We start from the raw sequence: 12,898 nt of genomic DNA, 5'->3' as shown, positions 1-12,898 counted from the left end.
GTAAAGGAGTGGTTGGATGGTCAGTATATTGATTGTAGAAGATGAAGTGGAGATTGCTGAGATGATCAAGTTTATTCTGCAGCGGGAAGGTTATGAGACTATTGATCTCGTGCATACGTTTCAGGATGCCTATAAGCAGTCTCTGCATTACGATGCCTATATACTGGATATCAATCTACCGGACGGGAAAGGGTACGATCTGGCAGAGCGCATTCGTCACCAGTCAGATGCACCGATTTTATATGTATCGGCGAATGTCACAGATGAAGATAAACTCACCGGTTTTGCCACCGGTGCAGATGATTATATCACCAAACCATTTAATCCGTTGATTCTTGCTGCAAGGGTGAAAGCGAATGTCGATCGTTATCTGAGAGCAAAGCAGCCGATTGATTTCTTTTTCGACGAACGCACGGCTGAGCTGACAGTGAAGGATAAAGTCTATCATTTGTCAGGAAAACAGTATCTTCTCATGCAGTATTTATTTGAGAACCAGAATAAAGTCCTGACGAAAGAAGAGATCTACGAGGCGGTCTGGGACAATCGGTTCATCGATGAAAATACAGTGATGGTCCATATAAGGAAATTACGTGAAAAAATTGAAGAGATACCGAGCGACCCCGTCAGACTTCTGACTGTCAGAAGCGTCGGTTACATCTTGAAAGTGGCACACAAGTGAAGACAACTGCACGCAAATTCACCTGGAAATTCATTGGCTACTTTTCATTGTTCTATGTGCTGATCAATTTACTTCTGCTTCTATTGATTGTGATTTTAATGATACGTTCGTCCAATAATATGAATAGCGGCACATTACAGGCGCAGACGACGGAGACGATCCAAAGTCTGATTGACGTCAGTGATGAGAAAAATATTACGATTCATCAAGAGCTCTCTGAAGCGCTGAAAGAGCAGGACAGTATGCTTTTGATACGTAATAGTCACGGCGATATCATCAAGTCCTTCAATAATCATGAAAAAATCCATACGCTTAGCTGGTACTATCTGCAAGGGGTCACGACGTGGTCACTGACTGAGCGGTATCAGGCAGTGCTCATCAATCGGCAGCCCTTGGTTAAAGCGGCAGAGTTATTTGATTTAGAAGAGACTGTGGCGCTTCATCGCTATATGGATGAACATAATCTGTCGCTTTTCAAGCAGAATATGGAAAAAGATCAACTGGTCAAAATCTACGGTAATTTTAAAACCGAAGATGTGGAAGAGAACTGGTTCAAAGATCTGAATAATGATAATTTCAATAAGTATGTGCTGCAGGAAACAATGCATGATGATGACTATTACTTATTTGTAGCAGAAAATCAGAACGCCCGGGACAAACGAATTATTCTGGCAGAGAACGGCATTTTTATGGATAAAGATCTCATGGCCTTTGCTTTAAATTTCCTGCTCTGGTATCTCATTTATTCATCGCTTATCTTCGGGCTGATATTGGCACTTGCCTATTATGTGAGCCGGAATTTTGCACGGCCGCTTATTCATTTTGTTGACTGGCTGAGTCAGTTGAGCAGAGGCATCTACCGCGTCCCTGATAATCATCATATCTATAGACGGGACCGCATGCGTAGAAAATACCGGATGTATACGTCTGTAGATGAATCCATCCGCGAATTGACAGAGAAGCTGGATAATGACCGGACTTACCAGAATCGCATTTCAACGCTCCGTGATGAATGGGTGTCAGGTATCACGCATGACTTTAAGACGCCGCTCAGTTCGATCTATGGCTACAGTAAACTCTTGAACAGTGATCTTGAAATCAGTTGCGAGGACCGTAAGAAGTTTGCTGAAATTATTGAAGACAAGGCGCTTTATATCGATTCGCTGTTAAAAGACCTGAATATGACCTACCAGCTGAAGAACCATCATCTTGAGTTTAATAAAGAAACGGTCAATGTAGGTGAATATATTCAGCAGTTTATTGATTCCTTCGATCATCCGAACCTGTATGCGGTCAACCGGCTGAACCAGACTGTTAAACTTGATAAAGAGCGGATGAATCGGGTGCTGATGAATATCGTGTCTAATGCCTTCACTTATAATGAGGATATCGAAGTGTGGATCAATTCATTCGCTGATGACCCTGACATTGTCATCGAAATCGGCGACAATGGTAAAGGTATCCCGCAAGAAGAGCTTCCTTATATTTTCAATCGTTATTATAGAGGGACCAATACGACTACTAATAACGAAGGTTCAGGTCTCGGCCTCGCCGTTGCTAAGCAGATTGTTGAAAATCATCAAGGACAGATCAGCGTCCATAGCTCAATAGCAGGAACAAAATTCCAGATCAGGCTGCCACGCGAATTAAATGATTGACGAAACAATCAGAAAATTATATAGTAATCATTAAATAATTCCATACTTATCAAGAAGGATCGAGGGATAGGCCCGATGACATCCAGCAACCTACCGTTTGGCAAGGTGCTAAGTCCTCCAGCATAGCTGACAGATAAGATTGCAGAGACATTCCTTATCGTGGAATGTCTCTTTTGTTAAGTGTACGGAAATAAAGGAGTCTTTTGATGGAACAATATGAAAAGCGTATTTTAGAATATATTAATCAGCATAAAGAAAGTATAATTGAACTGAGTCATGCAATACATGCAAGACCTGAACTCGGCAATGAAGAGTTCTTCGCATCAGCGGAATTATCCAATCTTCTTCAGGACAATGATTTTCAACTGGAACGGGATATTGCAGGTCATGCGACAGGTTTCATTGCGACATACAAGAGTGAAAAACCAGGTCCTACTATTGCTTTTCTCGCGGAATACGATGCATTGCCGGAACTCGGTCATGCATGTGGCCATAATATTATCGGGACAAGTAGTGTGCTTGCTGCCCTTAGTCTGCAGACAGTGATTGATGAGATAGGGGGTACTATCAAAGTATTCGGATCACCTGCAGAAGAAGGGGGCGTCAATGGTAGCGCGAAGGCAAGCTATGTCAAAGCGGGACTCTTTGACGATAGTGATGTCGCACTGATGATTCATCCGGGACATGAATCATACCGCACCGTCCCTACACTCGCAGTTGATGTCTTTGAAGTGGAATTCTTCGGTAAGAGTGCACATGCTTCTGAAAGTGCGTTCAACGGCATCAATGCGCTCGATATGATGATCAGTTTCTTCAACGGTATCGCTCAGCTGAGACAGCATATCAAACCACGTGATAAGGTTCATGGTGTTATTCTGGATGGCGGTGCAAGTGCGAACATCATCCCGGATTACACGAAAGCTCGGCTCTATACCCGGGCCTTATCACGCAAACAGCTGAATAGTCTGACTGATAAAGTAGAAGAAATCGCACACGGTGCTGCTCGCATGGCAGGCGGAACGGCTAAACTGAACCGTATTCAGAATGGTGTCGATGAATTCATCTTGAATGACCGTCTCGATGATTTATTTGAACGCCATGCGAAGAAACACAATGAACCGATTGAACATGATGATTTTGGTTTCGGTTCAACTGATACGGGTAATGTGAGTCATGTCATACCGACCATTCATCCTCATTTAAAAATGGGGCCTTCTACACTGGTGGGACACACACCGGAATTCAGGGAAGCAGCAGCAAGTCCGGGCGGTGACCATGCGCTCCTGCAGGGTGCACGTATCATGGCGACAATGGCTGTTGAACTGATTACTAAGCCTGAAGTATTAAATCAAATTAAGCAACTACATAAGGAGTAACGAATGACTAACTTTTTATCTAAGCGCCCGCTGACCATGCATCAGCTTTATGGCGATCATGTTGTATTTACATCTCGTCCTTCATACGAGAAAAATCCTTGGCTCACCACTGAAGAACATCAGGCCAATATGCTGACGGCAAGAGAGTTGCTGATTGCTGATATACCGGTGATTCTGCACGAAGCAACGATTGGTGACAAGACGAGAACGTTGATGACAGCAGCAGGCATTGAGCTGCCGTCCAACTATCGTACGTTCAAAGATGCAGATAGTTATCATCAGCGCCTGAGAGAGGCAGAAGAAGCGGGGGAAAAGATTTTCTTTCAATATACACATAACGAAGAGTACGTTAAACCGTCGACCTATTATGTGAATAAAGAACTATTTGTAGCGCTTAATAATAAAATGAAGCTTGCCGACTGGACGAAAGGTAAATTCCTGCCGAAGCGTGATGTGATTCATGTCAGCAAGCTTGAAGCAACATTGAAAGATTGGCACTATCCATACGTCATCAAGCCGGGCGATGATCATCCGACTGCGGGGGGCTATGGTGTCATGATCTGTTATAATGATCAAGACCGTGAGAAAGCACTCAGCCGTATACAGGAAGCGGAAACGGATTCCGACTTCATTGTTGAAGACTACATCAAGACGGAACAGAACTATTGTGTGCAGTACGCTTATAGTGAGGCAACAGGGATTCAGTATATCGGCGCTTCTATCCAGGACACCAATGAATATGGCAAATACCGGGGTAATACAACGGCCCATCATGTACCGGATCAGGTGATTGCTGCTGGGCGTGAAATCATGGAGAATGGCGTTGCTGCAGGCTACCGTGGTATTGCAGGATTCGATCTCCTCGTCGATGATAAAGGTGCGGTGTATGCGATTGATCTGAATTTCAGACAGAACGGTTCGACTTCTATGCTGATTATGGATGAGTTATTGGAAGGTGACTATGAGAAGTTCTTCGGTGCCTATGCGAACGTGTCAAATGAAGCATTTTATGCACGGATTCTGGAAGAAGTAACAGCAGGACGTCTATTCCCGCTTGCTTATTACGATGGTGATTATTATGAAGGACAGACAGTACCGTCAAGATTTGTCGGCATCTGGCACGGTGACAAGCAAGATGTAGAGAAACATGCCCAATCTTTTGTAGAGTTTAACCGACCATAAAAGACAGACCGCTGATTCAGCGGTCTGTCTTATTCTTCTTCCATTAATCTTAATGTGCCAAGCGCGCCTGAATATTCCCCGTTCTCAATGAAGAAAGGTTTAAATCCACGCAGAACAGTATAGTTCATCACGACCTTCTGCAGGAGTTCGTTGTGCAGGAATGATGAACCGATGTAGACCACATATTCAGCGCCGAACTCTCTGGCAGCATGAATGGAAACAGTGGTCACAGTTTCACCGACGACCCCGATAGCGGCTGCCAGTTTATCGGCAGCAGTATACTGGACAGTATCTTTTGTGTGCAGCACACGGCCGAAGTTTGCGGCAGTCAGTTCACCTGGAATAGGCGTCTTGTCGCCTTTGTAGATATGTTTGACTTTGAGGTCAATATCATCCCGGTCCCCTTGGGCAGCCAGTGCAGTCAACGTCTCATAATCCGCTTCGCCTGTCAGCAGGAAGCCCAGACCTTGAATCATGCCGCCGCCAGCCCCTGTACCACCGGCACGCACCTGTACTTCACCTTTGACGTGATGGATGGAAGTTCCTGTCCCGACATTGGTGAAAATATAATTTTCAAGCGGGTGGTTAAGCTGTTGCAGAAATGTCTGTATCCCCTTGAACGTGGCATCAAATTCGATGCTCTGAAAAGCGTTCTGTGGAATCAGGCTCTGGAGATACGTCGCTTTCCCGCCTGTCAGTGCAACTTCGGCATCCGGATATTCTTTAAGGAGTTCTGCGACTTTCTCGACTTCTGTTGATAAATATTTGGAGAATGTACGCTCTCCATTTTCTTCTTTGACGATTTTAATCAGTGTACCGCCAGCATCTATACCGAATTTCATTTTAAAACCTCTTCTTTTTTGGTTACTATGATACAGCTTACGGCGTGTCTTGTAAATTATGTTCATGATTTAGAATGATGCAGTGTAGTCAAAAATGGGTATAATTTAAAAAAGGTGAATATCGCTGGAGGTTATGGACTATGGAATTCAATGGATCACAGATTGATATCGTGCAGTATAGCGCAGATTACAGAGAACAGTTAGAGGCTTTCGAACTGGAGGAGCGTCAGATGATTTACTCTTCTCTTCCGATTCAAGTGCTGGAAGAAGGACTGATGGATCACAATAGACGGCCATGTGTAGTGTTAAATAAAGAAAACCAGGTAGTGGGCTTCTTTGTCCTGCATCAGTATTATCAGCATGAAGGCTATGAGACGCCGATTAATGCGGTCTATGTCAGAAGCTTGTCGATTAATGCCAAATATCAGGGACATGGCTATGGTACTGAAATTATGATGAATATCCCTGAATATGTACAGCAGGTCTTTCCGGATTTCGAACATCTTTATTTAGTGGTTGATGCAGAGAATCAGGCAGCATGGAATCTCTATGAGCGGGCAGGCTTCCTCCACTTAGCGACCAATCCTGAAGGCCCGATCGGTAAGGAGCGCCTCTACTATCTTGACCTATCAGGACAATATGCCTCTAAACTGAGATTAATCCAACAGGATGACAAGGTTATGCTGGATAAAGACGGCACGGATGTAGGGCAGATTAAGCTATCAGTGGACGGTAAGGCGGTACGCATCGAAGCGTTCACACCTGCTGATGATGAAGTGAGAGAAAGTGCCCTCAGACAACTGGCTACTTATGTCAGGAAACATTACCCTGAAGCAGATCGCATATTAGTAGAAACGGATCAGCCGGGTCCTTATCTGAATGTCAACTTCGTACAGGATGATTTACAGGTGCCTGACCAACTGATGAAGCTGATTAGGTATTAAAGAGAAATATTTACTGGTAAATCATGATTATTCTTGTTATGATTTAGGGTGAATAAAAATCGACTGCCTGACGTGAAAGGACGAATTAATAATGAAAATCAGTGAATATACCAAAGAAATGATGAACGAACATTCTTTCATCGATATGGCTTATCTTTATCTTTCAGAAAAAGGAAAAGATCAAGGCTTATATGACATCATTGACGAATTCAAGAAAATTGGTGACTATAAAGACGAAGAAATTGAAACACGGGTGGTTCAGTTCTATACAGATTTGAATACAGATGGTCGTTTCCTCTCTACGGGTGAGAATATCTGGGGGCTTCGTGACTGGTATTCAGTCGACGATATTGAAGAAAAAATCGCACCGACTGTTCAGAAGTTTGAAGTACTGGATGATGACGATGAAGATGATGCGAATATCGCACTCCTCGGTGAAGAAGAAATCGATGATGAACTCGATATGGTGGTAGAAGACGGCAGCGACGAAGAGAATCTTGAAGACCCTGAAGATGAAGATGTTGAAGACGAACTCAATCAAGCGGGTCTGGTCGTTGAAGAAGATGAATTTGAAGAAGATGATGATTTTGAAGAAGAGGAAGAAGAGGAAGAGCTCTAATTTCTGTTTGATGATTGACTTATCTTCTAAAAATGATTATTATTTTACTTGGGCTCCTTTAAATAGGACAACGTATAAAACTTACGCTCCCTTTGCGCTTGCAAAAGGAGCGTTTTTTATTTTTTAATTTCAGGAGGTTGTTATGACTAAATTTATCTTTGTAACAGGTGGCGTCGTCTCTTCACTTGGTAAAGGCATTACTGCTGCGAGTCTGGGGCGTTTACTTAAAAATCGTGGACTTAATGTAACTATTCAGAAGTTTGACCCTTATTTGAACGTCGATCCAGGTACGATGAGTCCTTATCAGCACGGGGAAGTGTTTGTCACGGATGACGGTGCTGAAACAGATCTTGACTTAGGTCACTATGAACGTTTTATCGATATCAACTTGAATCAGTATTCAAACGTCACGGCGGGGAAAGTTTATTCTCATGTTCTGAAAAAAGAACGTCGCGGAGATTATTTAGGCGGCACTGTTCAGGTTATCCCGCATATCACGAATGAAATCAAGGCGCGCCTTCTTAAAGCGGGCGAGAGCACGCACGCAGATGTGGTCATCACAGAAATCGGCGGGACAACAGGGGATATAGAATCATTACCATTCCTTGAATCTATCCGTCAGATCAAAAGTGATCTGGGCCGTGAGAACGTCATGTACATCCACTGTACATTGCTGCCGTACATCAAGGCTGCAGGTGAAATGAAAACAAAACCTACTCAGCATAGTGTGAAAGAGCTGCGTGGTCTTGGTATTCAGCCTGATATGATTGTTGTGCGTACAGAATATGAAATGACCCAGGATCTGCGTGACAAGATTGCGCTGTTCTGTGATATCGATAAAAACTCAGTGATTGAATGCCGCGATGCAGATACTCTTTACCAGATTCCGTTAGCACTGAAAGAACAGAAGATGGATGACATCGTTGTCAAACGCCTGGGCTTGCAGGCGGACGAGGAAGCAGAACTGACAGAATGGACACAGCTCCTTGATACAGTCCGTAATCTGGAAGGCAAAACAAGAATCGCCCTTGTCGGTAAATATGTCGCATTGCAGGATGCCTACCTTTCCGTTGTAGAAGCTCTTAAACATGCAGGCTACCAGTTCGGTAAAGAGGTTGAAATCAAATGGCTGAACTCTGAGGAACTGAATGTCTCTAACTTCAAGGAAGAATTAAAGGATGTTGATGGCATCTTAGTTCCGGGTGGTTTCGGTGAACGTGGAATTGAAGGGAAGATTCTTGCGACACAGTACGCGCGTGAAAATAATATTCCATTCTTCGGTATCTGTTTAGGGATGCAGCTTGCGACGGTTGAGTTTGCACGTAATGTGGTCGGGCTGAAAGATGCTCACTCATCAGAACTGGATCCAAATACCCCTTATCCAGTCATCTCATTGTTACCTGACCAGAAAGATGTAGTTGATTTAGGTGGTACGCTCCGTCTCGGCTTATATCCTTGTCAGCTGACTGACGGGACGAAAGCGCACGCGGCTTATGGCGAAGCACTGGTAGAAGAACGCCATCGTCACCGTTACGAGTTTAATAATGAATTCCGTGGTCGCCTTGAGGAAAAAGGTCTCGTATTCTCAGGTACTTCACCTGACGGACGTTTAGTCGAGATTATCGAAATTCCTGAGCATAAATGGTTCGTTGCCTGCCAGTTCCATCCGGAATTCTTATCTCGTCCGACGCGTCCACAGCCGTTATTCAGAGATTTCATTGAAGCGACGATCAAATAATAAGAAAGAGTGCTATCTCTATAGATAGCACTCTTTTTATGCGTTTTCGTCATCTATCATTTCCTTGATAGTGGCATAGAGTATGTAGTAAATATAGTTCATTGCCATCATATGAGGCGTGATGATACGACTGAAGTCTTCTGTAGGCACTAGGGCGCGCGGTGTCGAAAGATCGATGAAATTCATGCTGCTGATGCGCTCGTCTTGATTGCAGATAAGAACATAGTCGATATCCTGCTGGTCAAGATCTGCGATGTATTCGATGACTGCATCGTCGTAAACGTCAGCCATGAGTAAGACACGGTCTGTTTTATCGATGACTGATTCTGTGATCAGTTTTTCTGAGTCGGGCAGTGGCTCAGCACTGCTGGTCGCAAATTCCTCGAAATACTTCAGGTCCCCGAACCCTTTCACGTACACTTTACCTTCACCTAGAATCGCTTGGGCAAGTAAACGTGCTGCGATGTCAATCTCTGTCTCCTGGTTATTGATCTTCTGAAAGACCCCGTTCAGCTGTGTGTTGAAAATCTTAATCATGATGAATCCTTCCTTTTCCTGAATAATATCGCGCATATATAGTACAATCTTAGTATAAAAAGGAGGACGATTACAATCATGAGGATTCTGGTGATTGATGATGAAGCCAATATTCGCCTGCTGCTGAAAGAAATATTTTCATTAAGCGGATATGCTGTGGAAGAAGCTGAAAATGGCTGTGTGGCACTCAAGATGGTGAAGGAGAAGCAGTACGACCTGATACTGATGGATAAACGAATGCCGGTGATGAACGGAGAAGAGGCACTCAGTGAAATCAAGAAGCTGACAGATACACCGGTCTACGTCGTTTCTGCCTTTCAGTCAGCTGAAGAAATTGACAGACTCTATCAGTTAGGTGCGGCGGGTATATTGACGAAGCCGTTTGTCATGAAAGATGTGCTCGAGATTGCTGAGCAATTTGCAGATGCTTAATATTATGCAATCATTTCTGGACTTTGCTATACTTAGTTTATAAAAGTTGTGCTTAGCACATAAGGAGGATATTTTCATGCCATTAGTTTCTATGAAAGAAATGTTAATCCAAGCAAAAGAAGGCGGTTATGCGGTAGGTCAGTATAACTTAAACAACCTTGAGTTCACTCAAGCTATTTTAGGTGCTTCTCAAGAAGAAAATGCACCAGTCATTCTTGGAGTATCAGAAGGCGCAGGAAAATATATGGGCGGTTTCTATACAGTGGTGAAAATGGTTGAAGGTTTAATGAAAGACATGAACATCACAGTTCCTGTAGCGATTCATTTAGACCACGGTTCTAGCTTCGAAAAATGTAAAGAAGCAATCGACGCTGGTTTCACATCAGTGATGATCGATGCATCTCACCACCCATTTGAAGAGAATGTAGAAATCACTAAAAAAGTAGTTGAATATGCACATTCTAAAGGTGTTTCTGTTGAGGCTGAACTTGGCCGCGTAGGTGGACAGGAAGATGATGTTGTATCTGACGGCGTAGTTTATGCAGATGCGAAGGAATGTCAGGAACTTGTTGAAAAAACAGGTATCGACTGTTTAGCACCAGCTCTTGGTTCTGTTCACGGTCCTTATAAAGGTGAACCTAACTTAGGCTTTAAAGAGATGGAAGAAATTGGCCAGGCAACTGGATTACCACTTGTCTTACATGGTGGTACAGGCATCCCGACTAAAGATATCACACGTTCGATTTCTTTAGGTACAGCTAAAATCAATGTCAATACAGAAAACCAGATCGCTTCTGCGAAAGCAGTACGTGACACATTAAACAATGATGCGAATGTTTATGATCCACGTAAATATCTTGGACCAGCTCGTGAAGCTATCAAAGAAACTGTAAAAGGTAAAATTCGTGAGTTCGGCACTTCAAACAAAGCTTAATTTATTATTGAAACATAAAGCACACTTCTTGAATGAAGTGTGCTTTTCTTGACTTTTTAACACATTTTGCATTATATTTAAAATCGCAAATCTTATAGCTATTGATATATAAATATAACGAACTATCAAACAGATGATTAAAATATAAATGTGAAATGTGAAAAGGAGTACGTATATGTCTGAAGAGGTAATCAAGATAAGAGGTGGCAGACTACTGAATGGGAGAGTCCAGATCAGTGGTGCAAAAAACAGTGCAGTAGCACTTATCCCTGCAACATTGATGGCAGATGACATCGTTAAGCTGGACGGGCTTCCCGATATTTCCGATGTTGTGACGTTAATGAGTCTGCTGGGCGACTTAAATATTAAAACAGAGCTTGATGGCGACACATTGACTGTGGATTCATCAGAAGCAGTAAACCTGCCGCTCCCTAATCATAAAGTACAATCTCTCAGGGCATCTTATTATATGATGGGTGCGATGCTCGCTAGATTCAAGAAATGTACCATTGGTTTACCAGGCGGCTGTCCTCTTGGACCACGTCCGATTGATCAGCATATTAAAGGCTTCGAAGCATTAGGTGCAACTGTGACAAGTGATGAAGGTGGCATGCATCTGCATGCGGAAAATCTGCGCGGTGCAACTATTTTCATGGATGTTGTTTCAGTGGGGGCGACCATCAATATTATGCTTGCCGCTTCTATGGCAGAAGGGAAGACCGTGATTGAAAATGCGGCGAAAGAGCCGGAGATTGTAGATGTGGCGACTTTGCTGAATAATATGGGCGCGAAAATACGGGGTGCAGGTACAGATACGCTGAAAATCGAAGGTGTCGAGAAGCTGCACGGTACGAGTCATACCATTATTCCTGACCGGATTGAAGCGGGGACCTATATGTGTGCCGCTGCTGCAATGGGTGAGGAAGTCATCATCGAGAATATCATTCCGCTGCATATGGACCCATTGACAGCTAAGCTGAAGGAAATGGGTGTCAATATTGAGATTGGTGAGGATAGTGCCATTATCCGACGTTCAGAATCTCTTAAACCGCTTAATATTACAACGAATGTTTATCCGGGGTTTGCGACAGACTTACAGCAGCCTTTTACACCGCTCCTTTTCATGGCGAATGCTGCTAGTACAGTGACAGATACTATTTATCCTGCGCGTTTTAAGCATGTCGGTGAACTGAGACGGATGTCGGCAGAAATCAGTGAGGAATCTGGTACTGCTTATATCAAGCCATCTAAACTGACAGGTGCGGAAGTTGCAGCAAGTGACTTACGCGCTGGTGCATGCCTGGTCATTGCAGGTCTTACTGCTGAAGGTGTGACTACGGTCTATAATGTTAAACATATCGACCGGGGTTACAGTGGAATCGTTGAAAAATTAAAAGCGCTGGGCGCAGATATTTGGCGTGAACAAATCTAGTCAATGAAAACACCTCATGATGAGGTGTTTTTATATATTTATTATACTTGATATATTTTTTATACTTTGGTATGATAGAAGCAAGAGGTGAGGAAGATGGAAATTTGTCCTTATTTAGAAGAGACATTTAAAATCCTCGGTAGAAGCTGGAACGGGTTATTGATCAACTATCTTTCAAGATGTGACAATCGTAGTGCACATTTCTCAGATATTAAACGAGATCTGAAATCTATCACACCCCGCGCTCTGAGTCTGAAACTCGGGGAGCTTGCAGACTGGGGACTTATTGAGAAGAAGGTAACGACGACAACGCCACTTTCAATTGAATATGTGCTGACGCCGAAAGGTTATGCACTGAGCCAGGCGATGATTCCAATAGAAGAATGGGCTCAGAAGAATCTTGAGCTGAACCATGAAGATCCTGCCTAGCAGGATTTTTTTGGTTTTTAAGAATTGAATCTTGACGAAAAGAATATACCATTAACCTGAATGTGCTATACTATTTGTGGATGTAAACCTGATAGA

13 protein-coding genes and 1 riboswitch are annotated in these 12,898 nt (G+C 43.3%); of the genes, 11 read left to right on the top strand and 2 right to left on the bottom strand.

Features of this window, described 5'->3' with window-relative positions; genetic code table 11:
• Nucleotides 1-16: 16 nt before the first annotated feature.
• The 4 genes from QSV55_RS10245 to ldmS all read left to right on the top strand — a co-directional run bounded on the left by QSV55_RS10245 (nucleotide 17) and on the right by ldmS (nucleotide 4,895).
• Nucleotides 17-679 (top strand): response regulator transcription factor, encoded by a 663-nt coding sequence (locus tag QSV55_RS10245; RefSeq protein WP_289650106.1) that lies wholly within the window; start codon nucleotides 17-19, stop codon nucleotides 677-679.
• Nucleotides 676-2,337, top strand: coding sequence for a sensor histidine kinase (locus tag QSV55_RS10240; RefSeq protein WP_289650105.1), 1,662 nt, complete (start codon nucleotides 676-678; stop codon nucleotides 2,335-2,337). Before QSV55_RS10245 ends, QSV55_RS10240 begins: the two co-directional genes overlap by 4 nt.
• Nucleotides 2,338-2,380: 43 nt before the next feature.
• A riboswitch (SAM riboswitch) is annotated at nucleotides 2,381-2,477 on the top strand.
• Between the two features lie 66 nt (nucleotides 2,478-2,543).
• Nucleotides 2,544-3,713, top strand: coding sequence for a M20 family metallopeptidase (locus tag QSV55_RS10235; protein ID WP_133452022.1), 1,170 nt, complete (start codon nucleotides 2,544-2,546; stop codon nucleotides 3,711-3,713).
• Between the two features lie 3 nt (nucleotides 3,714-3,716).
• Nucleotides 3,717-4,895 carry an L-aspartate--L-methionine ligase LdmS gene (gene ldmS / locus QSV55_RS10230; protein WP_289650104.1) on the top strand — a complete coding sequence of 393 codons (1,179 nt, stop codon included), beginning with the start codon at nucleotides 3,717-3,719 and terminating at the stop codon, nucleotides 4,893-4,895.
• Between the two features lie 29 nt (nucleotides 4,896-4,924).
• Here ldmS and coaW read toward each other — a convergent pair whose 3' ends face one another.
• Nucleotides 4,925-5,737, bottom strand: coding sequence for a type II pantothenate kinase (coaW, locus tag QSV55_RS10225; RefSeq protein ID WP_289650103.1), 813 nt, complete (start codon nucleotides 5,735-5,737; stop codon nucleotides 4,925-4,927).
• Between the two features lie 140 nt (nucleotides 5,738-5,877).
• Between coaW and QSV55_RS10220 the strand changes: the two genes are divergently transcribed.
• The 3 genes from QSV55_RS10220 (at nucleotide 5,878) to QSV55_RS10210 (ending at nucleotide 9,038) form a co-directional block, all read left to right on the top strand.
• Nucleotides 5,878-6,681: a GNAT family N-acetyltransferase gene (locus QSV55_RS10220; RefSeq protein WP_289650102.1), complete on the top strand. Its 804-nt coding sequence runs from the start codon at nucleotides 5,878-5,880 to the stop codon at nucleotides 6,679-6,681.
• Nucleotides 6,682-6,772: 91 nt separating this feature from the next.
• Complete coding sequence (gene rpoE / locus QSV55_RS10215; protein ID WP_289650101.1) at nucleotides 6,773-7,300, top strand: DNA-directed RNA polymerase subunit delta; 528 nt, start codon at nucleotides 6,773-6,775, stop codon at nucleotides 7,298-7,300.
• 142 nt (nucleotides 7,301-7,442) lie between these two features.
• Entirely contained in the window at nucleotides 7,443-9,038 is a 1,596-nt protein-coding gene (locus QSV55_RS10210) for a CTP synthase (RefSeq protein ID WP_133452027.1), read from the top strand.
• A 36-nt stretch (nucleotides 9,039-9,074) separates the two neighbouring features.
• On the opposite strand, the gene QSV55_RS10205 is transcribed toward QSV55_RS10210, so the two are convergent.
• Nucleotides 9,075-9,575 (bottom strand): DUF2529 family protein, encoded by a 501-nt coding sequence (locus QSV55_RS10205; RefSeq protein ID WP_133452028.1) that lies wholly within the window; start codon nucleotides 9,573-9,575, stop codon nucleotides 9,075-9,077.
• 90 nt (nucleotides 9,576-9,665) lie between these two features.
• Between QSV55_RS10205 and QSV55_RS10200 the strand changes: the two genes are divergently transcribed.
• The 4 genes from QSV55_RS10200 to QSV55_RS10185 all read left to right on the top strand — a co-directional run bounded on the left by QSV55_RS10200 (nucleotide 9,666) and on the right by QSV55_RS10185 (nucleotide 12,802).
• The gene (locus QSV55_RS10200; RefSeq protein WP_243721481.1) at nucleotides 9,666-10,007 is read left to right on the top strand and encodes a response regulator; all 342 of its coding nucleotides are present in this window, start codon (nucleotides 9,666-9,668) and stop codon (nucleotides 10,005-10,007) included.
• 76 nt (nucleotides 10,008-10,083) lie between these two features.
• Nucleotides 10,084-10,941, top strand: coding sequence for a class IIb fructose-bisphosphate aldolase FdaB (fdaB, locus tag QSV55_RS10195; RefSeq protein WP_133452030.1), 858 nt, complete (start codon nucleotides 10,084-10,086; stop codon nucleotides 10,939-10,941).
• Nucleotides 10,942-11,116: 175 nt separating this feature from the next.
• Nucleotides 11,117-12,373 (top strand): UDP-N-acetylglucosamine 1-carboxyvinyltransferase, encoded by a 1,257-nt coding sequence (locus QSV55_RS10190; protein WP_289650100.1) that lies wholly within the window; start codon nucleotides 11,117-11,119, stop codon nucleotides 12,371-12,373.
• A gap of 96 nt (nucleotides 12,374-12,469) precedes the next feature.
• Nucleotides 12,470-12,802 (top strand): winged helix-turn-helix transcriptional regulator, encoded by a 333-nt coding sequence (locus QSV55_RS10185; protein ID WP_133452032.1) that lies wholly within the window; start codon nucleotides 12,470-12,472, stop codon nucleotides 12,800-12,802.
• The last annotated feature ends 96 nt before the right edge of the window (nucleotides 12,803-12,898 follow it).

Source organism: Macrococcus bovicus, assembly GCF_030376725.1.
GTDB classification, from domain to species: domain Bacteria; phylum Bacillota; class Bacilli; order Staphylococcales; family Staphylococcaceae; genus Macrococcus; species Macrococcus bovicus.
Note: the sequence above shows the minus strand (reverse complement) of the source record. Positions and strands in the feature narration are given on the sequence as shown.